Origin of the sequence: Azospirillum soli (assembly GCF_017876165.1) — a bacterium.
GTDB classification, from domain to species: domain Bacteria; phylum Pseudomonadota; class Alphaproteobacteria; order Azospirillales; family Azospirillaceae; genus Azospirillum; species Azospirillum soli.
In genome coordinates this window covers 1-21988 of sequence record NZ_JAGINQ010000027.1, presented here as the reverse complement: position 1 = coordinate 21988, position 21988 = coordinate 1, and the positions used below count along the sequence as shown (strand labels likewise).

The 21988-nt window shown below is 64.5% G+C and carries 23 protein-coding genes and 1 pseudogene; 11 read left to right on the top strand and 13 right to left on the bottom strand.

All coding sequences use genetic code 11. From position 1 onward, the window contains the following. The first annotated feature begins 15 nt into the window (after nucleotides 1-15). The 5 genes from J2852_RS27185 (at nucleotide 16) to J2852_RS27165 (ending at nucleotide 6648) form a co-directional block, all read left to right on the top strand. A complete protein-coding gene (locus J2852_RS27185; protein ID WP_209881748.1) occupies nucleotides 16-930 on the top strand; it encodes an oxamate carbamoyltransferase subunit AllH family protein in 915 nt (304 codons plus the stop codon). Continuing rightward, nucleotides 908-2455 (top strand): acyl-CoA synthetase FdrA, encoded by a 1548-nt coding sequence (gene fdrA, locus J2852_RS27180; RefSeq protein ID WP_209881746.1) that lies wholly within the window; start codon nucleotides 908-910, stop codon nucleotides 2453-2455. The genes J2852_RS27185 and fdrA overlap by 23 nt, the downstream gene beginning before the upstream one ends. After that, the gene (locus J2852_RS27175; RefSeq protein ID WP_209881744.1) at nucleotides 2455-3885 is read left to right on the top strand and encodes a YlbE family protein; all 1431 of its coding nucleotides are present in this window, start codon (nucleotides 2455-2457) and stop codon (nucleotides 3883-3885) included. Before fdrA ends, J2852_RS27175 begins: the two co-directional genes overlap by 1 nt. Nucleotides 3886-4007: 122 nt before the next feature. Beyond that, complete coding sequence (gene arcC / locus J2852_RS27170) at nucleotides 4008-4976, top strand: carbamate kinase (RefSeq protein ID WP_209881742.1); 969 nt, start codon at nucleotides 4008-4010, stop codon at nucleotides 4974-4976. 484 nt (nucleotides 4977-5460) lie between these two features. Beyond that, nucleotides 5461-6648 carry a CynX/NimT family MFS transporter gene (locus J2852_RS27165; RefSeq protein ID WP_343206830.1) on the top strand — a complete coding sequence of 396 codons (1188 nt, stop codon included), beginning with the start codon at nucleotides 5461-5463 and terminating at the stop codon, nucleotides 6646-6648. Nucleotides 6649-6868: 220 nt separating this feature from the next. Here the strand turns inward: J2852_RS27165 and J2852_RS27160 are convergent, their stop codons facing one another. Genes J2852_RS27160 through J2852_RS27150 form a run of 3 tightly spaced genes read right to left on the bottom strand, consistent with a single transcriptional unit; the run spans nucleotide 6869 to nucleotide 8589 of the window. Beyond that, nucleotides 6869-7207, bottom strand: a complete 339-nt coding sequence (locus J2852_RS27160; protein ID WP_209881739.1) for a hypothetical protein — start codon at nucleotides 7205-7207, stop codon at nucleotides 6869-6871. Nucleotides 7208-7243: 36 nt separating this feature from the next. Further along, nucleotides 7244-7537 (bottom strand): hypothetical protein, encoded by a 294-nt coding sequence (locus tag J2852_RS27155; protein WP_209881737.1) that lies wholly within the window; start codon nucleotides 7535-7537, stop codon nucleotides 7244-7246. Between the two features lie 38 nt (nucleotides 7538-7575). After that, on the bottom strand, nucleotides 7576-8589 hold the full coding sequence (locus J2852_RS27150; RefSeq protein ID WP_209881735.1) for an IS1595 family transposase: 1014 nt from the start codon (nucleotides 8587-8589) through the stop codon (nucleotides 7576-7578). Between the two features lie 114 nt (nucleotides 8590-8703). Between J2852_RS27150 and J2852_RS27145 the strand changes: the two genes are divergently transcribed. Further along, nucleotides 8704-8934: a DUF6471 domain-containing protein gene (locus J2852_RS27145; RefSeq protein WP_209881733.1), complete on the top strand. Its 231-nt coding sequence runs from the start codon at nucleotides 8704-8706 to the stop codon at nucleotides 8932-8934. A gap of 796 nt (nucleotides 8935-9730) precedes the next feature. Here the strand turns inward: J2852_RS27145 and J2852_RS27140 are convergent. Together J2852_RS27140 and J2852_RS27135 are read right to left on the bottom strand one after the other, a co-directional pair. Then, nucleotides 9731-10171: a hypothetical protein gene (locus J2852_RS27140; RefSeq protein ID WP_209881731.1), complete on the bottom strand. Its 441-nt coding sequence runs from the start codon at nucleotides 10169-10171 to the stop codon at nucleotides 9731-9733. A 597-nt stretch (nucleotides 10172-10768) separates the two neighbouring features. Next, entirely contained in the window at nucleotides 10769-11866 is a 1098-nt protein-coding gene (locus J2852_RS27135; RefSeq protein WP_209881729.1) for a relaxase/mobilization nuclease domain-containing protein, read from the bottom strand. 352 nt (nucleotides 11867-12218) lie between these two features. Between J2852_RS27135 and J2852_RS27130 the strand changes: the two genes are divergently transcribed. The 5 genes and pseudogenes from J2852_RS27130 (at nucleotide 12219) to J2852_RS27110 (ending at nucleotide 15205) form a co-directional block, all read left to right on the top strand. Beyond that, entirely contained in the window at nucleotides 12219-12422 is a 204-nt protein-coding gene (locus J2852_RS27130; RefSeq protein WP_209881726.1) for a hypothetical protein, read from the top strand. Between the two features lie 66 nt (nucleotides 12423-12488). Next, entirely contained in the window at nucleotides 12489-12713 is a 225-nt protein-coding gene (gene vapB, locus J2852_RS27125; RefSeq protein WP_211112356.1) for a type II toxin-antitoxin system VapB family antitoxin, read from the top strand. After that, nucleotides 12713-13129, top strand: a complete 417-nt coding sequence (gene vapC, locus J2852_RS27120; RefSeq protein ID WP_209881783.1) for a type II toxin-antitoxin system tRNA(fMet)-specific endonuclease VapC — start codon at nucleotides 12713-12715, stop codon at nucleotides 13127-13129. The genes vapB and vapC overlap by 1 nt, the downstream gene beginning before the upstream one ends. A 223-nt stretch (nucleotides 13130-13352) precedes the next feature. Beyond that, nucleotides 13353-14317: pseudogene (locus tag J2852_RS27115) on the top strand (IS5 family transposase). A gap of 246 nt (nucleotides 14318-14563) precedes the next feature. Then, a complete protein-coding gene (locus J2852_RS27110) occupies nucleotides 14564-15205 on the top strand; it encodes an IS630 family transposase (protein WP_209881724.1) in 642 nt (213 codons plus the stop codon). A gap of 114 nt (nucleotides 15206-15319) precedes the next feature. Here J2852_RS27110 and J2852_RS27105 read toward each other — a convergent pair whose 3' ends face one another. From J2852_RS27105 to J2852_RS27070, 8 genes are all read right to left on the bottom strand, one after another. Continuing rightward, nucleotides 15320-15652, bottom strand: coding sequence for a type II toxin-antitoxin system HicB family antitoxin (locus J2852_RS27105; RefSeq protein WP_209881722.1), 333 nt, complete (start codon nucleotides 15650-15652; stop codon nucleotides 15320-15322). Next, entirely contained in the window at nucleotides 15639-15914 is a 276-nt protein-coding gene (locus J2852_RS27100; protein ID WP_209881720.1) for a hypothetical protein, read from the bottom strand. Before J2852_RS27100 ends, J2852_RS27105 begins: the two co-directional genes overlap by 14 nt. A gap of 395 nt (nucleotides 15915-16309) precedes the next feature. Beyond that, the gene (locus tag J2852_RS27095; protein WP_209881718.1) at nucleotides 16310-16918 is read right to left on the bottom strand and encodes a hypothetical protein; all 609 of its coding nucleotides are present in this window, start codon (nucleotides 16916-16918) and stop codon (nucleotides 16310-16312) included. Between the two features lie 67 nt (nucleotides 16919-16985). Beyond that, nucleotides 16986-18161, bottom strand: coding sequence for a hypothetical protein (locus tag J2852_RS27090; RefSeq protein WP_209881717.1), 1176 nt, complete (start codon nucleotides 18159-18161; stop codon nucleotides 16986-16988). A gap of 97 nt (nucleotides 18162-18258) precedes the next feature. Next, a complete protein-coding gene (locus J2852_RS27085; RefSeq protein ID WP_209881715.1) occupies nucleotides 18259-19599 on the bottom strand; it encodes a hypothetical protein in 1341 nt (446 codons plus the stop codon). A 50-nt stretch (nucleotides 19600-19649) separates the two neighbouring features. Next, nucleotides 19650-20714, bottom strand: a complete 1065-nt coding sequence (locus J2852_RS27080; protein WP_209881713.1) for a CsgG/HfaB family protein — start codon at nucleotides 20712-20714, stop codon at nucleotides 19650-19652. Nucleotides 20715-20795: 81 nt separating this feature from the next. Then, complete coding sequence (locus tag J2852_RS27075; protein WP_209881711.1) at nucleotides 20796-21227, bottom strand: curli assembly protein CsgF; 432 nt, start codon at nucleotides 21225-21227, stop codon at nucleotides 20796-20798. Nucleotides 21228-21776: 549 nt separating this feature from the next. Continuing rightward, on the bottom strand, nucleotides 21777-21988 hold a 212-nt coding region (locus J2852_RS27070; RefSeq protein ID WP_209881709.1), incomplete at its 5' end, for a DDE-type integrase/transposase/recombinase.

Sequence of the window (21988 nt, the reverse complement as noted above, 5' to 3'; positions counted from 1 at the left end):
CGGCCCGACGGACCCATGTACGAAGCAACCATCCTACAGGCGCGCTCCGGAGACGCCGCGTTCATCGCCTCCATCATGCAGGCGCAGTTCCGCGGGGTTGTCCACAGCGTGTTCGACAGGGCGATCAATCTGCAATGCGCCGTCAGCGGCGATCTCTACACGCTGATGGCCGACGGAATGGACGACGGGCCGAACACGCTGGTCGTGGAGGTGCCGAATTTCCAGGCGATCGGGGTCGTGGCCGGTGACCCCGCCGCCGCCGATGGCGCGCTGTCGATCCGGGGCAAGGTCATCGTCGCACTCACGCACGCGGCTGAATGGCGGATGGCGCCGCCGGTTCCGGCGTGTGGCCACGACACGCTGCGCGTGCGGCTCACAGCCGCCCGCGCGCACATTGAGCGCTACGGCAGCCGGGGCGGCATGATCCCGGCGCCGGATGGGCCGGCCGTCTCCCGCGTCACCAGCGAGATGCTTCAACGCGCCGCCACGCAGCTCCTGGAGGCGTTGGAGCACGGCGATACGGCGGCTGCTCTCACGCACGCCAAGCAACTGATCGGCCTTGGTCCAGGACTGACGCCGTCAGGGGACGATTTCCTGGTCGGCCTTATGGCTGCGCTCAGCGCCGCAGGACCGCTTGCACCGCCGTATCAGGACTTCTGCGCCTCCGTGGTGCTGATGTCCAAGGCCAACACCAACGCCATCAGCCACGCGGCCATCAAAATGGCCGCACAGGGCAAGGTCCGGGACTCCGTCGCCCGGCTCACGTCCGAACTGCTTGGCAAACATCAGGGGCAGTTCCGCCCGGCACTCGACGACGTCCTACGCATCGGGTCGTCGTCGGGAACAGACATCGCTTGGGGCCTCGTGTGCGGCCTGGAAGCGGCTCTGACAACTGGAGAACACCATCATGGCTCTCAAGATCGTCATTAAGAAGAACACCTACTTCGACTCGGTGTCACTCATGTCGCTGTCGACCCGCGCGAACACCATCGCCGGGGTTGAGCAGGCGGTCGTGGCGATGGCGACCGAGATGAACAAGGAGGTCCTGCGCAACGTCGGCATGTTGGCGCCGGAACTGGCCGAGGCCAAGAGCGGCGACCTGATGATCGTCGTCCGGGCCGAGACGGACGCCGCGGGCGAGCGGGCGCTCGAGGAGATCGACGCCCTGTTCAAGCAGAAGTCGGCTCCCGCCGGCACCGGGCAGGTGACGTACGCCACCCTCGAATCCGCCGTCGCCCACAACCCCCGCGCCAACCTGGCGATCATCTCCGTGCCCGGCGACTTCGCCGCGCTGGAGGCGAAGCGGGCGCTCCAAAACGGCCTGCACGTCCTAATGTTCAGCGATAACGTCGGCATCGACGACGAGGTGGCGCTGAAGCGGCTGGCGCACGACAAGGGCCTGCTGATGATGGGGCCGGACTGCGGCACCGCCATGCTGGGCCATGTCGGGCTCTGCTTCGCCAACGCCGTGCGCAAGGGCAACATCGGCCTCGTCGGCGCCTCGGGCACCGGCAGCCAGGAGATTGCCGCCCGCATCCATGATTTCGGCGGCGGGCTGACGCAGATGATCGGCACCGGCGGTCGTGACCTGAGCGAGAAGGTCGGCGGCATCATGATGATCGACGCCCTGCGGGCGCTCGATGCCGACGAGGCCACCCAGGTCATCGTCCTGGTGTCAAAGCCGCCGGCCAAGGCGGTGCAGGAGACGGTCCTGCGCGAGGTCGCCGCGTGCCACAAGCCGGTCGTCGTCTGCCTCCTCGGCGGCTCGGAGGAGGCGGTGGTGAAGGCCGGCGCCCACTTCGCCAAGACCACCAAGGAAGCGGCGCTCAAGGCCGTGATCCTTGGCGGGAAGAAGGAGGAGGAGATCAACAAGCGCGCGCTGAACCTGCCCCTGATCGAAGAAACCAAGGCCAAACTGCAGCCCGAACAGAAGTACATCCGCGCCCTGCTGTGCGGCGGCACGCTGTGCTACGAGATGATGCTGCTGGCCGAGGAAAAGTATTCCAACGTCTACAGCAACATCGCGAAGGACCCGGCGCACCGACTGGTGGACGTCAATCTCAGCCGGGAGCACACCTTCATCGATTTCGGCGACGACGAGTTCACGCGCGGCAAGCCGCATCCGATGATCGACCCGTCGCTGCGCACGGCGCGCTTCATCGAGGAGGCGCGTGATCCGTCGGTCGGTGTCATCGTCCTCGACTTCATCCTCGGCTACGGCGCGCACCCCGACCCCGTGGGCGTGATGCTGCCCGCCATTCTCGATGCCAAGCGGGCTGCCGCGGCCGAGGGGCGGCACCTGGAGATCCTCGGCTACGTGCTGGGGACGGAAATGGACACCCCGGCCCTGGGCGAGCAGACGCGCAAGCTGTCCGACGCCGGCGTGACGATCGCGAGCAGCTGCACGAACGCCGGCCTGCTGGCCCGCGGCTTTGTGGAAAAGGGAATTCAGTGATGAGCAAGATCAACGAACTGTTCCAGGGCGTGAACGTCATCAACGTCGGCATCGAGCTGTTCAAGGATGACCTCGTCCGGCAAGGCGCCAGCGTGACCCAGCTCGACTGGCGGCCGCCCGGCGGCGGCAAGCCGGAGCTGATCGCCGCCCTGGGCTCCCTGTCGCAGCCGGGGGTGGCCGAGCGGATCGCCGCGGCGAACCAGCGGGCGGTCGAACGGATCATCGCCGCGCACCCGGTGCTGGTCGGCTTCGGTCGCGCCATCGACGTCGTGCCCGGCATGACCAAGAAGACGATCCTGCACGCCGGCCCGCCGATCGCCTGGGAGCGCATGAACGGCGCCATGCGCGGCGCCGTCACCGGCGCGCTGGTGTTTGAGGGGCTTGCCCGGACCATCGACGAGGCGGCTGAACTCGCCGGCTCCGGGGAGATTAATTTTTCTCCGTGCCACGAGCACGACTGCGTCGGCTCGATGGCCGGCGTGACCTCGGCGTCGATGTTCATGCACGTCGTCCGGAACAGGACGCACGGCAACGTCGCCTACACCAATCTCAGCGAGCAGATGGCGAAGATCCTACGGATGGGCGCCAACGACGAAAGCGTCATCGCCCGACTGAACTGGATGCGCGACGTCTTCGGCCCGGTGCTGCGCGACGCGATGGAGATCGCCGGCGAGGTTGATCTGCGGCTTCTCCTCTCCCAGGCGCTGCACATGGGTGACGAGTGCCACAACCGGAACAATGCCGGCACCGCGTTGCTGATCCAGAAGCTGACCCCCTTCATTCTGGAGACCGGGTTCTCCACCAAGGAGAAACGCGAGGTCTTCGACTTCGTCGCCAGCAGCGACTACTTCTCGGGCCCGACCTGGATGGCACTGTGCAAGTGCGCCCTCGACGCGGCGCACGGCATCGAGCACAGCACGATCGTCACGACCATGTGCCGCAACGGCGTCGAGTTCGGCATCCGCGTCAGCGGCATGCCGGGAAACACGTGGTTCACCGGGCCGGCGCAGAGGGTGATCGGGCCTCTGTTCGCCGGCTACAAGCCGGAGGACTCCGGCCTCGACATCGGCGACAGCGCGATCACCGAGACCTACGGCATCGGCGGCTTCGCCATGGCCACGGCGCCGGCCATCGTGGCGCTCGTCGGCGGCACCATTGAGGAGGCGATCGGCTTCTCGACCCGGATGGTCGAGATCACCTCGGCGGAGAACCCGAACGTCACCATCCCGCTGCTGAACTTCCGCGGCGTGCCGACCGGCATCGACATCCGCAAGGTCCTGCAGACGGGCATCCTGCCGGTCATCAACACGGCCATCGCGCACAAGGAGCCCGGCATTGGCATGATCGGTGCGGGCATCACCTACCCGCCGATGGAGTGCTTCGAGAAGGCTCTGCTGGCCTTTGCCGACAAGGAAGCACGCGCACGCTGAGGTGCTGCACGGTCCGCGGTTCACTCCGCCCGTTGCGGAAAGAACCGCGGACCGCACCGAAGGGGCCTGCGACGAGGCCCGGCCGCGAAGCGCGGCTCCCGAGATCCCGTGGAGACATTGAAATGTCGTTGAGAGAAGATATCCCCGATCGTCTCATCATTGCCATCGGCGGAAACGCGATGCACCCCGAGGGAAGCCGCGGCTCTGCCCAGGAGCAGAAGCAGATCGCGGCGGACACCGCCCGCTCCCTGCTGCCGGTCATGGAACTCGGCACCGAGCTGGTGATCACCCACGGCAACGGGCCCGTCGTCGGCAAGATGCTGCTGCGGCACGCCATCGCCCGCGGCCGCGTCGAGCCCATGCCGCTCGACATCTGCGTTGCCCACAGTCAGGGCGGCATCGCCTACCTCCTCATGCAGGCGCTGGAGAACGCCCTGCGCGCTAAGGGCAACCCGCGCCACGTCGTCTGCCTGCTCACCCAGGTGGAGGTCGATCCGCGCGATCCGGCCTTCCAGAACCCGACGAAGCCGATCGGCTACTTCTACACCGAGGAGGAGGCCAGGGCGCTGTCCGCCGAAATGGGCTGGAACATGCGCGAGGATTCCGGGCGCGGCTGGCGCCACGTTGTGCCTTCGCCGGCGCCGAAGCACATCGTCGACATCTCCCTGATCCAGACGGTCGCCAACAGCGGATCGGTGGTCATCGCTGGCGGCGGCGGCGGCGTGCCGGTCGTCCGCGAAGGGATGGGACAGCGCCGCGGCGTCGAGGCGGTCATCGACAAGGACCGGACCACCGCGTTGATGGCCAACGTTCTGGGGATCAAAGACATGATCATCCTAACCGCAGTGTCGCGGGTGGCGATCAACTACGGCAAGCCCGATCAGCGGAATCTCGATCGCGTGAGCCTGTCTGAGATCCGCCGGCTCCACGCCGAGGGGCATTTCCCGCCCGGCAGCATGGGTCCGAAGATCGACGCGGCCATCCAGTTCCTGGAAGGCGGCGGGCGCCGCGTGATGATCGGGCGCCTTGAAGAGGCGATCCCGATGCTGCGCGGCGAAACGGGCACCCACATCATGGCCGATAGCCCCTGAACAAGCCCGGCGTGGCGACCATTGTGACTCCCAACCGGCGCACGATCTCACAGGTGCATGACGAACGCATCTTTTTGGGATCGGGCGCCGATCCACATGGCAGATAGGACACCCATAGGTTCTCCGGGAGCGTCGGTTCGGACCAGCGTCTGCACTCATTGGCCGGCAGCGCAGAATACCAACCCGACATCAGCATCGATCCATTGGCATCGTTGCTGATCCTTGATTGCACGATCCTGATCAGGACAGCCGAGAGCGGGCACTGATAAAGCCGTTCCCTGCCGTCGCATGGGCCGTTTCCTTATCCCGCTTCCAATGATTTCACCTGTCCTTACTAAGACGCAAGACGATGCGCGACTGGTCCACCGACACGGCTCCTCCGTCCTCAACAGCGCCCCTAGCTGACAGCCAACCGGTTGACGTTGAGGCTGGCGTATCCGTGCGGCCTGCGCCACGTCGGGCCTTGCTGGTGGCTTGTGCGCTTGTGCTGATCGCCTTCAACCTGCGCCCAGCCTTGTCCAGCCTGGGTCCCGTTCTGGCGGAGGTGGTGCGCGATACCGGTATGTCCGAAGCCAGTGCCAGTTGGCTAACCACCGGCCCAGTGGTGTGCCTGGGCCTGTTCGGGCTGGCGGGGTCGGCCCTTGCGCGTCGCTGGGGGGCTGAGCGGACGATCTTCCGCGTGCTCTTCATTCTGGCCTTAGGAATTGGTCTACGCTGTGTGCCAAACTCTGTCGCGCAGTTCGCAGCCGCATTGATCGCGGGTGCCGGCATGGGCATCATCGGCACGCTGCTGCCCGGACTAGTGAAGCGCGATTTCCCAGAACATACGGCCTCAATGACCGGTATCTATACCGCGGCGCTGTGCGGTGGCGGTGCAATAGCCGCAGGCACTACAGCGCCGCTGGGACACGTCTTTGGTGGCTGGTCGTGGGCTTTGGCCTTTTGGGCACTGCCGGTGCTGGTCGCGGCCATGGTATGGCTGCCACAAGTGCGGTGCGCGTCTGTGGGGCGCGCGCCCGACCCATGGGAAGTGCACGGAGTGTGGCGCGACCCCCTGGCGTGGCAGGTGACGCTATTCATGGGCTTGCAATCGTCGCTTGCCTTTATCGTGTTCAGCTGGCTTGCGCCGATCCTGCGCGATCGGGGGAGCGACCCGACCGTTGCGGGCATGGTGGCGTCCTGCGCGATCATGGCGCAACTCGTCACGGCGCTCACGGCCCCCGTCATCGCCGGACGGTGTCGGCATCAGGGCGGTGTGGCGCTAGCAATGCTGTCGCTGACGCTGGCAGGGTTGCTGGGCTGTCTCTACGCGCCACTTGGATCTGTTTGGCTATGGGCAATGTTGCTTGGTTTCGGCCAAGGAGGAACGTTCTCGGTGGCCTTAACGCTGATCGTGCTGCGAGCGAGGGACATGCATGTGGCGGCCCACCTCTCGGGCATGGTGCAGAGCGTAGGCCTCACGCTGGCGGCTGCCGGGCCGCTGGCGGTTGGGCTGATGCACGAGCGCACCGGCGATTGGACAGCGATGGGTTTCCTGTTCGTCGCTGTCACACTGGCCGCGGCGGTGTTTGGCGTGCTCGCCGGACGCCCAGTGTACGTGCGAGCCATCAGTCGGCCGATGCCGGGACACCCGGTATTCGGTAGCAAACACACCCAGGCAGATTGTTCGTAAACAAACAGGGCCGCCGCACGGCGGCCCTTGATCCGGAGTAGTGTCATGGCAGTTAGCAGCGAACCGGGCGCCGCCTTATGGACTCAGCAAGACGTAGCCTTAGCGACACTTAACGCGATCTGCGGGTTGGCTGAACGCATTACCGGTGAGCGCATGATCGTCACCGTTCAGCGAGAGGATGGCGCGACTCTGCGCATACACGGCGATGGGGTTGAATGGCTTAAGGCTCCTTAGGCGGCTCACGCAGGTGCCGGCGGTCAGTCTCCGGGATAGCGGACCATGCTCGGTGCGCTTCCATGAAGCTATCTGACAGGCCTTGAAAGGTGGAGCGAACCGTCTCGGCATCAGGCCATTCGTCCATCTTAAATCGATGCTTTTGGATTTCATAAGTTCTCCTGGCGCCATGAACAAGACCATAGTTCGCGCACAAGAACTCAGTCAGATTGTACTGAGATGATGAGGATACATTGGCAATGTCAGCAACAAGCGCCATCGCCTTCTTCTTCGCGTCGTCGTAAGCTTCCAGCGAGAGCCGGTATCTCTCTTCGTATTGAGTCATTTGTTAGAAATCCTTGTCATGAAGGTGGCGATGACCTTAGCGGTTTCCGTAAAAGTGCTTCCTGGCGACGAACTCGTTGGCGAAGTCGTTGCGTGCCTTGGCGTCGAGAGGCTTGCGTCTAATGCCGCACCAGTTGGCGAACTCATCAGGATTGATGGGAACTTGCTCGACAATCATCCCCTTTGCCTTGAGATGCTTCGCGAGCTTTTCGGCGCTGACGAGCCATTGATCGTAAGCGTCATGTAGCTTATCCGCGTCGGCGAACAGGCGCTTGAGTGTTTCCCAGTCTTCGCGCCGGTACCACGGTATGCCGACTGCTTGCACCTGCATTGCATCCTCCCCACGAACACAGTGGCGGGATGCTAAACTCAAGTCGAAAAAGAGTCGAATCTTTGCACGCATAGGATTAGGCTGCACGCCCCCCTCTGCCAGTACCCGCACCAGTCCACGGACGGCGGCAGCGCGGCGGCCCGGAAGCCCACGGTGCGGAACTGCTCCCCGTTGCTCTCGCGGCGGTGATCCTCGCGCCACGCCATCTCCGCCGCGTAGCGGGTCAGGTACTTGCCGGAGATCCGGTGGCGCTGGCCCCACTGCGCCCGGCGTAGGCGGGCAAAGTAGCTCTCCGCCTGATTGGTGCAGGCGCCGTCCGCGCTGTAGGCGTCCTGGTGATTGATGCGCTTCATAGCGAAGCGGGCATGCAACGCGTTCCAGCCGGCGGCTTCGTCGGCATGGACGATGGAGTTCCGGTCAATGCGGGCCTTGATGAAGGAGGCGCCCTCCTCTTCGGTGCCGAACACCATGGTTACAGTCTTGCCGCCGCGCTCACGAGCCACGACAACCACCTGACGTTTGCCGGACTGGTTCTCAGCCCGGCGGCGATCCTTGCGGTCTTCCTTCTTGTTCTCAGGGCGGACGTGACCGCCCACGTAGCAGCCGTCAACCTCAACCTCGACTCCTTCGCCTCCCAGCACCACGCCGCGCACTTCAGCGGCCATGGCTTCGCGCAGCTTCATCGCCAGGACGTAGGCCGTCTTGTACTGCACGTCGAGATCGCGGCCGAGCTGGAGGGCGGAGATGCCCTTGACCGCGTTGACGAAGATGACGATGGCGATCAGGTAATCGCGGATTGGCAGCTTGCGCCACGCGAACAGGGTGCCCGAGGTTTCGGAGAACTGCTTCCGGCACGCCTTGCACTTGAACACGTTCCGGGTGGTGTACTCGTAGCACTTCGGGCAGTCGCAGTGCGGGCACACGGCGGCGCCGTTCGTTTTCGGCCAACGAATTTTGCGGAACAGCGCGCAGGCTTCCCCATCCGTCATGCGCGCAACCTGCTTCAGGCTGACGGTGCGAGCGGCGGCGGACATGAGAAAGTGCTGTGACATAGTGGCGTTTTCGGCGTGTTGTTGTCGGAAATGCTATCTTTAAAGCGTGAGCTTGTCAACGGGTAAGTTGCCGAATATGCTAACTCCTAATCGAATCCGACACGGAGTCAGCGCATGTCAGAGGAACAGGAATGGGTTGACCGCACCAAGCGGTTTATGAAGGCCGAGCTGAAGCGGCGCGACGTGACCTATGAGCAGTTGGCCGAGCGACTGACCGAGATGGGCATCCCGGAGAGCAAGGCATCGGTCGCCAGCAAGCTCAGTCGGGGTGGCTTCTCGGCCGCGTTCTTCCTCGCCAGCATGAAGGCGATTGGCTGCCCGTTGGTGCGGCTGGAAGACGTATAGCAGTTGATTATTGAGCTGTGCGTCATGTCGCAGTGACGAGCCTTTGCCGGCGAACTATGACTCCCCTTCGATGAGGATATCCCTTCGGAGGTCGATTATGGGAGAGTTGCTGTGGACGACATCAAGCACGAACGGGAGGCCTGCCCCTCCGCCGCCGCCCCCTCCGCCCCCACCTCCGCCCCCTCCGCCCCCACCTCCGCCTCCGCAGGGGCCACCGAATGTCAGGACGCCGGACAGGTTTTTGCCGCCCCCCAGCAGGTAATAGACGTTACTGAGGAGGTGAGGCGGCTTACAATCAGTGTTGGGAAGAGTTGGCGGTATCATCTGAAGCGCCGCCAACACCTTGACACCATGGAGTTTGTTAGAAAGACGTTGTCTGTTTTTTCGGGATCAGCAGCGGCTTTCTCAGCATTTTCCCAACTTCCAAGTTGGCTAACTGGTGCGTTAGCTTTGTTCATGGCTGCCATTTCGGCGGCCGATCTTGTTCTTCCATTCTCGGCCAGGTCGAGGCTTCATGAAGCGCTATGCCGCCGCTATGTGGAGTTGCTTGCTACGATACATGGCACGGTAGATCCGTCAGCGCGCGACGTCGCAAAATTCAAAAGCGAGCGCTTCAAGATAGAGGCGGACAGTCCGCCAGCACTAACGGTGCTAGACGATTGCTGCCTTAACGACGAAATTTTGTCGCGCGGTGGGAGGCACCATGTGAAATTGACAAAGTGGCAAATGCGATTCAGGAACTGGATAGATTTGCCCCCGCATGAACGGTCCCTGTCGGAGAGAGAGTAATGAAGCTCTACGACATGGTGTGGGCTATCTTCCACGCCGTCACCTTGCCGCCTTCCACCCGCTCCACCAAATCAGCGGCTTGCCGGGTGACTGCATTATGAACGACCTTGGCGATAAGCTGGGCAGTCCGCGCGTCGTTAGTGTCAAACCCCCTTCGCTCCATGACTTTGACGGCAATCTCCTTGCCGGTCATGGGCGCTGGGGCAACGCGCAGAACATCCAGCACCATGCGGGACAGCTCGCCCGGCTTGAACCAGTCGTTGCGCTTCCGTACGGCCTTGGCGGGGATGTTCTCGGGAACGACTTCCGGGGCGTAGAGGCGCAACACAGCGTCGATGTGAACAAGGTCCGCCCGGCGCTGAGCGATGCGCTTCTCAAGGTCCGCGATGATGCCGGAGACCTCGGCGCGCTTAGCGGTCAGGCCGGAGATGACGTAGGTGTCGCCCATGGCTTCCTCATTGGAAGGGAATGGGTTAGAGTGTAGCTAAATCAAAGGCTTGGCGGCTATCGGGCCGTGGGTGTGTTTGCTACCGAATACCGGGGACACCCATCCGGATCGCAGTGACGTGTCATACGAGTGGCCGTAGGAGAGCGGCCACTGGAGACGGACCGCAGCCCCGAACGGAGCGAATGCTCAGCCCCCTCAGCGTACGCGTAGGCGTCGACGGAATGCCCGTTATGAGTGAAGCTTTCCCCGGCTGCTTTTGGCCCAAAGCCGACGATCTTACCGTCCGGTAAAGGTCAAAATCGGCGGTGTGGATGTAGCAGAAGGGGAAGGGGCATTCTGCGCCGGTCGCCGAGGCAGCGAGGGCAATTGCGAACGATAACCGACCTTGGCGCACCGAATGCCTCTGTGCGGCTGCTCCAGCGGTGCCGCTCGCGGGCTGGCGCAACCGATGCGGGTTAAGGTCTGCCGGACGCTGCGACGCTGTACCGAAAAAGGATGAGCGGCCTTGCACGGTGCAAGACGTCAACCGTTGTCGGCCCTCTCCTTCGATGGGCTCACGGCGATTTCCATGCACACGCCGTGGCTGATTAGCCGACTTCAGCCGCGCCCTCGCGGGCGGGGTGGGGTGGGTTCGCTGCGGTGCGGCCGCTGGGACGGGCTTGCCCGGGGCAAGTCCAGCGCCTGCACCTGAACGAGCGAAGAAGGGGAGGGGGCGTCGCGGCCCGGTTCGCCGTTTTGTGCGTTCCGCAGCGCGGCGGCGAGCGCTTGCCGGCGCGTCAGCGGCACCGGCATGTCCGCTACGAACCGCCGGATGTCCCGGGCCAGCCGGCGGTCGGCCGTATCTCTCCGGTCCAGAGCCTCGGCGTGGTTCAGGTAGGCGCGCCGGACGGAGTCGTACCGCGCCTGAAGGTCACGGCTCCAGTTCTGCGGCAGGGGCGGGGAGGGTGCGCCGGAATCGGTGTCGGCGGCGTGACGGATCGCCTCGGCCGCGCGTGGTTCGACCCCGCGCTGCTCCGCCTTGCGGGCCGGCAGGCGGTCGGCCCGGCGCATCCGGCCACGGGCAAGGCGGGGCGTCGCTTCGGCCTCGACGCCGAGCCGCCGCAGTTCGCGCGCGAACCGCTCGCGCCAGCGCTGGAGGTCGGCGGGACCCGGCGCCAGCCGGCGGCCGTCCGGGCCGACCGCGCGAACCGCGACGTGGACGTGTGGGTGCCCGGCGTCATCGTGGCGGGCCATGATCCAGTCGTGCGCGCCGGCGAAGGTCTCCCGTGCCCAGTGGCGCACCGCGGCCTCGACCCGATCGGATGGGGTGCCGGGCGGCATGGACAGGGTGATGGCGACGCTCTGGGCGGTGTTCGGACCAGTCTTGCCCCGGCCTTCCGCCGCGTTGGCGAGCAGCCAGTCGTCGTGCAGGGCTAGCAACCGCGCGCGGTCAGTGATGCGCTCGCCGTCCTGCGTTTCGGCGGGCAGGCGCCAGTTGCGGGTGATGTAGTCCAGTTGCCCGAGGAGGTGCCCGGCGATCCCTCGGGAGCGCCCGGTCAGCTTTACCATGACTTCGGGGACCTTGGTCACGATGCGCCGGAGCCGGGCTTTGCCGTTCGGGGAGAGCGGTGGCTCTTCGCCTCCGGTCTTCAGCCGAACGTCACGGCCCTGAACCGTTGCCGGCAGGCGCCAGACGGCATCATCGTCATTGTTCACAACGCGGGCTCCGGACCGGGGAGGGCTTTCGGCTGGCGCAGGTCTCGTGCCGATTCCAAACCTTCTGTTCCGAGGGAGCGCTTTCCACCCGGATGATCCAATGCCCCAAGGCCTTGTCCGAAAGCGCCGCCCGGCGTCGCGGTCCCTCGATCAGGACCCGGAAGGTTCCTTTGGCGGCGCATGCGAACCGAGCTGTCCGGCCGGTCCGGTGTCATGTCGGATGGCGCCGGTCCGATCCGCACCCTTGGGGCATGAGCGATGTTCACCGTGAGCGAAGAGGAAGCGGCGCTGATCCAGGCCACCTGGCGGCGCGGGGGGGGGGGGACTGGCCGCGGTGGATGAGCTGTGCCGGATGTTCCCGGTGTTCCGGGGCAACGCGCGGGCGGCGGAAACAGTGCGGCAAACCGCCGGCTGGCCGCTGTCCCGGACGGCTGGAGCCGCGGAGCGAGGCGGCGACGGGGCTGATGGTGCGGGTGCGGGGAAAAGCCCGGTGGCCGCCGCTTCGGACTTCATCGCCTTGCGCCTGAACCAAGCGCGTCGTGGCAAGGCCCCGTGAAAAGAGCGCGGCCGATCACGACGGCATTGCGGCCCTCGCCGTTGGGATATACGCCGGAAGTGGTTCATGACGATCCGCACGACCCTGTTCCAGTCCAACCGCAGCCAAGCCGTCCGGCTGCCCAAGGACGTATCGTTTCCTGCGCACGTCCGCGAGGTAGTCATCCTGCGCGAGGGCGCGCGCCGGGTCATCGTCCCGGCGGACAGCGTCTGGGACGATTTCTTCGAGTCGCCCGGCATCGATTTTCCGGACCGCGACCAGCCCGCCGCCCAGGAGCGCGAGGCGTGGTGATGCTGCGCTACATGCTCGACACCAACGTCTGCATCCGCGCCCTGCGCGACCGCCCGCCGAGCGCCCGGGCCCGGCTCAACGCCGAGGCGGGCGGCCTGTGCATCTCGGCGGTCACGCTCGCCGAACTGCTGCATGGCGCCGCCAAGTCGGACCGTCCGGCCGAAAAGCGCCACGAGGTCGAGCGGCTGGCCGCCCGCCTCGACGTGCTGCCCTTCGACGAGGAGGCCGCCGGCCATTTTGGCAACATCCGCGCCGAGCTGGAGCGCCAGGGCCGTGTGATCGGACCGTACGACCTGATGATCGCCGGCCACGCCCGCAGCCGCGGTCTTGTCGTGGTGACGGGCAATCTCGGTGAGTTCAGCCACGTGGCCGGGCTGCGGTGCGAAGACTGGCTGGCGGAGCCGCCCGGGCACTGACCGCGCCGGTGTCCGGCCGGTTCGCCGGATGGTCCCAGAGCAGCGTGTTGCAGCGAGGCGCTGGCGGCGATAGAGAGGGGCCGCCGTTCCGCTGCTCCCATGGTTTCCTAAAGCGGATTTCCATCCGCTTTGGACCGCGACGGCGGTCCCGGCCGCACGTGTGGCCGAAGCCCGGCCGGCACATGAGGCCATATGAATCTAAAGCGAATGCAAATTCGCTTTAATGCCGCACAAGGCCAATGCCGGCCCGCCGCCATCATATCCCGCGACCGAAGCGGCGCGTGACCAACCCGGCGGAGTACGATGCGGCGTTGCGGCGGCGGGGCAGCTTGACCGTCTGGTTCACCGACGCGGCGATCGCGACGTGGAGGGCGGCGGCGCGGAGCACGCCGGGGGCCAGGCCTGCTATTCGGATCTTGCGATCACGACGGCGCTGATGCTGCGCGCGGTGTTCCGGTTGGCGCTGCGCCAGACCGAGGGGCTGATCGGCTCAATCCTCCAGCTGCTCGGCCTGGATCTGCCGGTGCCCGACCACACCACGCTCGGCCGACGCGCCTGGACCGTGATCCTGCCGGCGCGACGCCTGACCGGTGGCACGATCGACCTGTTGGTGGACAGCACCGGGCTGAAGCTGTGCGGCCCCGGCGAATGGCTGATCGAAAAGCACGGCACGAAGAAGCGGCGATCCTGGCGGAAGTTGCACATCGGCATGGATGTGGCAAGCGGCCGGATTGTCGCCGGGCTCTGACCGACCGGGCGGTCGATGACGCCGCACAGGTCGGGCCGCTGCTGGATCAGGTGGCTGACCTGATCGCCGCCTTCCTGGGCGACGGCGCCTACGACTGTCTGGGCGTTTACGCCGACATGCAGGCGCGCCATCCGGAGGCTGCGGTCGTGGTGCCGCCGCGCGTCGGCGCCGTGCTCAGCGACACCGCCGAAACCACGCCGACGCAGCGCGACCGGCACCTTCAGCGGATCGCCGAAACCGGGCGGCTGAATTGACAACGCAACAGCCGATACAATTTGCGCGCCCTGGTGGAGGCCCAGATCGGGCGCTTCAAGCGGGTGATCGGCGACGCCCTGCGCTCCCATACCGAGGGGGCGCAAGCCACCGAAATCGTGGTCGCCGTCGAGGTCCTCAACCGCATGCTCGATTTCGGACGCCCGAAGTCCGTCCGCGTCGTGTGAGCGGCGACTGGGAAAGGGATCTCCTCGACCTGTCGAACCTCCCTGCAACACGCTGCCGTGCGCGGACACGCGGACACGCGGAGACCTGACCCCGGACAAGCGTGGCGGTAACGTCCGCTCACATCGGATCGATGAACACCGGGACCTCATTCTGGGCTGGGTCGAAGAGAAGCCGGACCTGACCTTGGCGGAGGTGGCCGAGGGTCTGGACGAGGCGGTGGGGTATCGGCCGCTGCCCAGCATCGTGTGCCGGTTCTTCCAGCGTCACGGTGTGACGCGGAAAAAAAGACGGCGCACGCTGCCGAACACGATCGCGCCGACATAGCGGCCAGCCGTCAAGCCTGGTTCGACGCCCAGCCAGACCTGGACCCAGAGCGGTTGGTGTTCATCGATGAATGCGGAACCTCCACCAAGATGGCCCGGATGCACGGCCTCGCGCGCCGCGGGGAACGCTGCCGCGCTGCGGTTCCCCATGGGCACTGGACGACGACGACCGTCGTAGGCGCTCTCCGGTTGTCCGGCGTCACCGCCCCGATGCCGCGCGACGGCGCCATGGGAGGTGCGGCCTTTCTTGCTTACGTCGAACGCGTTCTGGGACCGACGCTGAGCCACGGGGACGTCGTCGTGATGGACAACTTGCCCGCCCATAAGCTTCCCGCCGTGCGAGCGGCAATCGAGCGGACGGGCGCCACGCTAAAGCTCCTGCCGCCCGACAGTCCCGACTTCACTCCCATCGAGATGACCTTCTCCAAGATCAAGGCGCACCTCAGGAAAGCCGCCGCCCGGACCCTCCCGGAACTATGGGACGCTATCCGCGACGCCATCGACAACGTGACGCCAAGCGATAGTCGAGCCTTCTTCACCGCCGCTGGTCACGAACCAGAATGATCGGAATCCGCTCTAGAGCAGATCGCGCCCGACCCAAAAGGTCGGGTGCGTAAATCTGCTCGTCAAATCAAAGGCAAAGACCGAATTCCGGTTCAGAAGGAACCGGAATTCGGTCTAACTGTTCAGCGATAGTTTGGCGTTCATATAGCGGTTAAGGCTCACCCTCGCCTCGGCCGCCTCGATTGCCAAACGGCGATGCACGTCGGGCGTGGTGCGGAGCAGAATTTTTCCCGAATACTCACGGTCGGCCAGCGGCTCGGGGACGGTCTCCCCGTTCGCACGCATATCTTCGATCGTCTCTGCCACGAGCGTGCGGATGCCACGCAGCGCCTCGATCTCGTCCTCGTCGAGCCAGGAGAGGCTGGGAAACTCCGCGCAGGTAGCGACGTGTTCCTGGTCTTCCGGTGACCACGTGACACGGTACGTGTAATGGCTATTCGGCATCATTGTCCTCCTGTCGCTCCTGGACCAGCAGCCGCTCAATGGCCTGCACGACCTGCTTCACCTTATAGCCCTTGGCCTTGCCGTTCTTGCCCTGCTGGATGTTGACACGAGGATCTCCAGGCCAAGGGGTGCGGTACACAGCGTGACTTGTTCCACGTTGGCGCGGCGTGCCGAAGTAGTGTTCGCAAACCTTTGCAACGACTGCGAATGGCACATCGTGCGGCACGGTCCGCATCCGTCGCAGAATGTCCTCGACCTTCGCCATGCGCTCTGCCGTAGTATCAATAATGCTATCATAATATAGCGCCGGCGAGATCATACGGCAACGATCCCCCTCCCCATTCCCGACCGGCAACGGGTAGGGTGGCATTGTCACGGCAAAGGTGGCGGCCCACCGGTCATGACGGTATCCTCGCGGGATGTCTCCCCTCTCGTATGCCCGCCACCAATTTCCGCCCGCGATCATCCAGCATGCGATCTGGCTGTCTCTGCGGTTCACCGTGAGCTGCCGGGATGTCGTTTGACACAGGCCATGGCTGACTGACAGGCCGCCACCGCTGCGGCGTGATCCCGTCGGGGGACTGCAGGTTCTCTGCGCCTCGGGCGCCGTTGCCGTGACAGAGCCCATCCATGCAACACGGCGCCATTTCTCAACGATAGTTATCTCTGGGCGGGCGTTTGAGTCACCCGGAGGTCCATGCCGTTGCCACTCTGCTGGATGCGGAACCCTTGCGATCCGTCGTAGAGCCGACTGTCAAAGGTGTTGTTTGTGCCGGATTGGGTGATCGACAGGGTGCTGCGGCCTTCTTGGATCGTGGTGACCTCGTTGCGGTCGCCGTCCTGTATGTGCTCCGAGGTATTGTTCACCCCCCGCTGGGTGGTGGACGAGACGTTCCCGCTGCCGCTCTGGGTCACCACAGATTTGTTGTTGGTTCCGGACTGGCTGACAGTCGCCTGATTCGCCGCCCCGTCCTGCATCAGGGCGGCCCGATTGCCCGAGCCCGCCTGGGCGATGCGGGCGGCGTTCGTGCCGGTCTGGTCCATGGCAGCCAGCTGGCGGTGGCCGGTCTGGTCGATCAAACCGACATTCGATCCCGACTGGTTCTGCTCGGCCCAGTGTCCGCTGCCGGCTTGCAGGATGGTGGCTTCGTTGACCCCGGTCTGGGTCTGCCTGGCCCAATGCCCGATCCCGGCTTGGTCGATGTAGGCGAGGTTGCCGGCCCCTGCGGGGGTGGTGGCCAGGGTCAGGACGACGGCGAGTGTCCGCATGGCAATTCTCCCAAGAACAAGAAGGCGGTGGGGCTCAGCCCCGCCGCCGTTTTTTGCGCGGACCTGGTCACCGCTGGGTCTGGGTGCTGCGATGACCCTGCCCGTTCTGGATGGCTCCCATGGTGTTGTTGTCGCCGGTCTGGTACTGGTGCGACTGGTTGTCGTTGCCGTTCTGATACAGCGACGCGACGTTGGTGTTGCCGGTCTGTGTCTGGACGCCCAAATTCCCGGTGGTGTTGCCGTCCCACTGCTGGGCCGACGCGGTGTTGCCGGTGCCGGTCTGTTCCTGCCTCATCGAGTTGTTGCTGCCGTTCTGGTAGATCGACGCGTTGTTGAGCACGCCGAACTGCGTCTGGGTCGCGGAATTCAGGCTGCCGCCGAGCTGCTGGATCAAGGCGACATCATCCACGCCGTTCTGGTGCTGGGATGCGGTATTGGACGTGCCGCTCTGGTGGATGCGGGCGTCCAGGCCGGTCCCCGACTGGAACTGTCCAGACAGGTTGCTGGAGCCTGATTGCTCGACGTACGCGTAGCTGTTGTAGGCCGACGACTGCAGCTGCGCCGAATTGTTGCCGGTGCCAACCTGGCGGGCTTCCATCCGGGCGTTATCGCCATTGAGCTGCGCCTGATTGCTAAGGTTGCTGAGGCCGTTCTGATAGATGCGGGCGTCGAGATTCGCCCCGCCGGTTTGGCCCTGCCAGCCGTTGTTGGCGGTCCCGGTCTGCTCGATGTAGGCATATCCCGCCCGAGTGCCGAACTGCGTCTGGGTCGAGAGGTTGTTGACCCCGTTCTGGCGGGTGTCCATACGGTTCTGCTCGCCGATTTCTTGCGTCTGCGAGATGGTATTGCCGGCACCGACCTGGGACGCCCAGGCCCGGTTGAAGGTGCCGTCGGTCTGCGTCTGAGTCACGGCGTTGCCAGTGGCCGTGCCGTCCTGCACCGAGGAGAGTTCGTTGGTGACACCGCCCGTCTGGGTCTGGGTGGCGGTGTTCCCTTGGTTCAGTTGGGTGCTGCGGGCCTGATTGCGATCGCCGCCGGTCTGGGTCGTCTCGACGCTGTTGGTCGAGCCGTTCTGGACGTTGCTCGTGTAGTTGCCGGACCCGCTGTCCTGCAGCTGCTCGTTGGTGTTGTTGAGGCCGGCCTGATCGACGTAGGCGGCGTTGCCCATGGACTGGGCCGAGGCGGCCCCGGCCGCCAGGGTGATGGCAACGGCGGCAACGGTCGAAAGCAGAACGTTCTTCATGATGTGATCCCTGATTGTTTTTGCGATGGCTTCAAAGAGCCTAACGAATGCAGGCGGTTGGATTGGGGCGGTGAAGCCACTTCACCGCCCGGCCCGTTTATCGCTGGGTCTGAATGCTGCGGTGACCGGCCCCGGTCTGGACGGCCCCCATGGCGTTGCTGACGCCATCCTGGAACTGGGTCGAGTAGAGGTTGGTGCCGGTTTGGGTCAGCGATGCGGAATTAAGGCGGCCTTCCTGCTCCTGCCGGCCGACGTTGAGGGTCAGAGCGGAGGAGCCGTCGTTCTGGTGGGCCGAGGCGATGTTCTCCGTCCCGTCCTGGTATTGGACCATGGTGTTGCCGCTGCCCTCCTGGAGGAGCGACGCGGTGTTCCCCGCCGCCCCGCCGCCGGGGTTGGTCTGCGTCTGCGTCGCGGTGTTCAGGCTGCCGATCTGCCGGGCCACGACGGTGTGGCCGCTGCCCGTCTGGGTCTGCGTGGCGTTGTTGCGGATCCCGCCGCTCTGGTGGATCTGAGCGGTCATCCCCCCATAGCCGATCTGCGATTGAAACGCGGTGTTGTCGCTGCCCGACTGCTCGACGTAGGCGTAGCTGTTGTATGTCTGCTGCCGCTGGTCCGAGTTGTGGTCCACGCCCGTCTGGGAAGCCACCATCCGGTTGGTACCGCCAAAAATCTGCGATTGCCTGATGCTATTCTCATCGCCGGCCTGGATCGCCCAAGCCCGGTTGTAGAACCCCTGGTATTGCTCCTGCGAGCTCTCGTTGCCGGTTCCCACCTGGGTTCCGTACATCTCGTTCAGCACGCCGCTGCTCTGGTACTGCGTGTTGATGTTGGCGGTGCCGTCCTGGGTGACCTGCATGAAATAGTCCACGCCTCCGGTCTGCCCCTGGCTGCTGGCGTTGCCCGTTCCCGCTTGGGTGCCGTGCATCTGATTCCGTCGACTGCCGCTGCCCTGGCGCTGCTCGGCGAGGTTGCTGGTTCCATTCTGAGAAAACCCCATAACACCGTCGGCGCTGTCCGACTGGAACTGCCTGATGGTGTTGGTCTCCCCGTTCTGGGAGCCCCCGGCCCGGTTGTTGGTGCCGGCCGACTGATTCTGGTGCACGGAGTTGCCGCCGGCCCCGGTGCTGTTCTGCGTCGCCGTTAGCTGATTGGCCGTGCCTTCGCTCTGGAACTGCGTGGTGGTGTTCCACACCCCGGTTTGGGAGGTGCGAGCCTGATTCAGAGCCCCACGGGTCTGGGTCGTCTCGACGCTGTTGTCCGAGCCGTTCTGGACGTTGCTCGTGTGGTTGCCGGACCCGCCGTCCTGCAGCTGCTCGTTGGTGTTGTTGGTGCCGGCCTGATCGATGTAGGCTTGGTTGCTGATGGATTGGGCCGAGGCGACGCCGGCCGCCAAAGTGATGGCGACGGCGGCAACGGACGACAGGAGACGGTGTCTCATCGTATGATTCCCTCAGGTTTCTGTTTGGCGGCTTCAAAGAGCCAAACGAATCAGCGGGGACCCGGCAGAGGCGGGACCGGCGGGAGATCGCTCCGGTATGGCGTCTGGGGCAGGACGTAGGTCGGCCCGCTCGGCGGGGCCTGCGGCGACGCCACCGGCGGCACCATGCTGCGTTCCCCGTTGGTCCCCGTGGGGGTCCGGCCGGCCGGCGGCGGCACCATGACGGGTTCCTGCTCGGGCCTGAAATCTGCCGGGGTGGCCTTGAGGGTCTGGCGTTCCAAAACGCCGTCCCGTTCCTGCAAATATTTCTCGACAAAGGGTTTGGCTTCGGGGCCGCGGAACTGCCAATAGCCGTCCATGGCTCCTTCGATGACCAGGCTGTAGACCGCTTTTTCAATGGCCTGCTTGACGGCCAGCTGGACCGGTTCGTTGGTGGTCAGGCCGGTCTCGATCTCCAGAAGTTTGTTGAATCCGACAAAGCGGAAGGCCCCGCCGCGCAGCAGCACGGAGTAGACGGTCTTGGTGGTGCTGACCGACTTCAGCACGTCGCCGGTCTGGACCGACACAGCCCGGAGATAGACCGTCACGGTGTCCCGACGGTACTGGGTGTCCGCCCCGACCCCGAGGAAGCGAGCGCCAAAACCGCCCGTGAGGGTGTTGGAATCGTACCCGACGATGCCGCCTTCCAAGAGGATGCCGGCGTAGGTCATGGGCGGGAGGTTCTGTGCGCCTCCGTAGGTTTCCCGCATGGCCCGGATGATCTGCCGCTCCTGCAGCAGGGCCGGAAGCCCCTTGCGTTCCACGACCTTGAACCAGGACTTCCGACCGGCCCGCTCCAGGGCGTTGACCAGAATGGTCGAGCCGCCCTGCGTCACCGCACGGGAGTATTCGGAGAAGGTGTCGTTGGGCTTGTTTTGCCCGGTCTGGTCCTCAAAATTGTACACCGCGACGGTCAACTGCCGCACCGGTGGCGGCAGCGCCTGGAGATCGTCCAGCATGTCCGTCTTCGCTTCAAGCTGCGGGGGTTCCGCGAACGCCATCTCGGGGCGGGCCGAAGCGCAACCGGTCACAGCGAGGCCGCAGACGGCCATCATCAGAAGGGTTCTGATGTGCATTGTAAAAATCCAAATTGGTTCAGGATCTGCCTTGGGCGTGTCCGCCCACCGGGCGGCCGAGCCTTTTCAAAAACCGTAAGGTCAGTAGGAGGGGGTCGGGATTTCGATCACCGTCTGACCACCCGACGTGGCGTCGCTGATCCGCACCGAGGTGGTGCCGGTGGCGGCTTTGTTGAACTCGACGGTGGTGCTGCCGATGACGAACCGCCCAGAGTCGCGGGCGTTTTCGCCATAGATCTGGTCAGCGATCTGGCTGGTGATCCGGCTCAGCAGGCTGCTCTGGATGACCCGCTCGAACTCCTTGGCCGGGTCCTGCGTCCGCATCAGGCCGGAGTCGGTTCGCGGTTTCTCGAACTTGTTGTTGGCGTTCGCCGTGCCAAGCAAATGCTGGCTGTAAAAAGGATTCCCGCCGAACGATGGGTTGGTGGGCGTATAGGTGAGTTCGCCGGCGTTAACTTGTGGCGTCAAGCACGAAAAAGATAATACTATGGTGATCGCTTTCCAATGCGACATAACAGCCTCCGGTAATCAGAGAAGTTATCGGCTGTGCCGCTTCCGATGTTCAGCGGTCTTATTGGGGCGGGATGGCCTTAAGTGGCCCGCAAGGATTGTTTGTGATTTGTACGGTATTAAAATTACTTCCGAAACGGAACGATTTAAGTGGGTTTACCCAATCGATGGCTGAAACACCGCGATGGGGGTAAGAAAATGAATGTCAGCCGCAGCAAGGTGGCAGTCAGAAACTCCGTTTTAGAAGTATCCTCAGGGAATTTTAATGCAAAGTCAGCAAATTAGAAATTTATAATGATGCGGTGCGCAAGGATTTACTGCGGAAGGTCGATTCGTGAGCGTTGGGGGGCGAATTTGAGAAGCGGCATTGATGGGATGGGCGCCCCCCGTTTCCGGCATCGTGGTGCCACATGAAGGGTGTTGACGTCCTTCATCAAGGAGACCGTCCAGATGCATGCTACGACCATCGGCCTTGATCTGGCAAAGTCGCTCTTCCAGGGGCTCCGTTGCAAAGTTTGATGGCGGGCGCGGAGAGCCGCGGAGGCAGCGTCTTCAGGTGGCCGTCCCGAACAGGCTGGCGATGAAGGTCGCCTGGGTGGGCATGTCGTTGGCGGGAATGGCCGTGACCTGCCCCTTGCGCACCATCGCCAGGATCTCGTAGCCGGCGACCGTCCGGCGCGCCGTGTGGAAGCTCTTGAACCCGAGCCCCGGCCGGACCAGCCGCTTGATGCGTCGATGATCCTGTTCAACGATATTATTCAGGT

Excerpts from the sequence above, each read along its gene's own strand:
- J2852_RS27185 (WP_209881748.1), top strand. The coding sequence starts at position 16 with ATGTACGAAGCAACCATCCTACAGGCGCGCTCCGGAGACGCCGCGTTC.
- fdrA (WP_209881746.1), top strand. The coding sequence starts at position 908 with ATGGCTCTCAAGATCGTCATTAAGAAGAACACCTACTTCGACTCGGTG.
- J2852_RS27175 (WP_209881744.1), top strand. The coding sequence starts at position 2,455 with ATGAGCAAGATCAACGAACTGTTCCAGGGCGTGAACGTCATCAACGTC.
- arcC (WP_209881742.1), top strand. The coding sequence starts at position 4,008 with ATGTCGTTGAGAGAAGATATCCCCGATCGTCTCATCATTGCCATCGGC.
- J2852_RS27160 (WP_209881739.1), bottom strand. The coding sequence starts at position 7,207 with ATGACTCAATACGAAGAGAGATACCGGCTCTCGCTGGAAGCTTACGAC.
- J2852_RS27155 (WP_209881737.1), bottom strand. The coding sequence starts at position 7,537 with ATGCAGGTGCAAGCAGTCGGCATACCGTGGTACCGGCGCGAAGACTGG.
- J2852_RS27150 (WP_209881735.1), bottom strand. The coding sequence starts at position 8,589 with ATGTCACAGCACTTTCTCATGTCCGCCGCCGCTCGCACCGTCAGCCTG.
- J2852_RS27145 (WP_209881733.1), top strand. The coding sequence starts at position 8,704 with ATGTCAGAGGAACAGGAATGGGTTGACCGCACCAAGCGGTTTATGAAG.
- J2852_RS27140 (WP_209881731.1), bottom strand. The coding sequence starts at position 10,171 with ATGGGCGACACCTACGTCATCTCCGGCCTGACCGCTAAGCGCGCCGAG.
- J2852_RS27130 (WP_209881726.1), top strand. The coding sequence starts at position 12,219 with ATGTTCCCGGTGTTCCGGGGCAACGCGCGGGCGGCGGAAACAGTGCGG.
- vapB (WP_211112356.1), top strand. The coding sequence starts at position 12,489 with ATGACGATCCGCACGACCCTGTTCCAGTCCAACCGCAGCCAAGCCGTC.
- vapC (WP_209881783.1), top strand. The coding sequence starts at position 12,713 with ATGCTGCGCTACATGCTCGACACCAACGTCTGCATCCGCGCCCTGCGC.
- J2852_RS27105 (WP_209881722.1), bottom strand. The coding sequence starts at position 15,652 with ATGATGCCGAATAGCCATTACACGTACCGTGTCACGTGGTCACCGGAA.
- J2852_RS27100 (WP_209881720.1), bottom strand. The coding sequence starts at position 15,914 with ATGGCGAAGGTCGAGGACATTCTGCGACGGATGCGGACCGTGCCGCAC.
- J2852_RS27095 (WP_209881718.1), bottom strand. The coding sequence starts at position 16,918 with ATGCGGACACTCGCCGTCGTCCTGACCCTGGCCACCACCCCCGCAGGG.
- J2852_RS27090 (WP_209881717.1), bottom strand. The coding sequence starts at position 18,161 with ATGAAGAACGTTCTGCTTTCGACCGTTGCCGCCGTTGCCATCACCCTG.
- J2852_RS27085 (WP_209881715.1), bottom strand. The coding sequence starts at position 19,599 with ATGAGACACCGTCTCCTGTCGTCCGTTGCCGCCGTCGCCATCACTTTG.
- J2852_RS27080 (WP_209881713.1), bottom strand. The coding sequence starts at position 20,714 with ATGCACATCAGAACCCTTCTGATGATGGCCGTCTGCGGCCTCGCTGTG.
- J2852_RS27075 (WP_209881711.1), bottom strand. The coding sequence starts at position 21,227 with ATGTCGCATTGGAAAGCGATCACCATAGTATTATCTTTTTCGTGCTTG.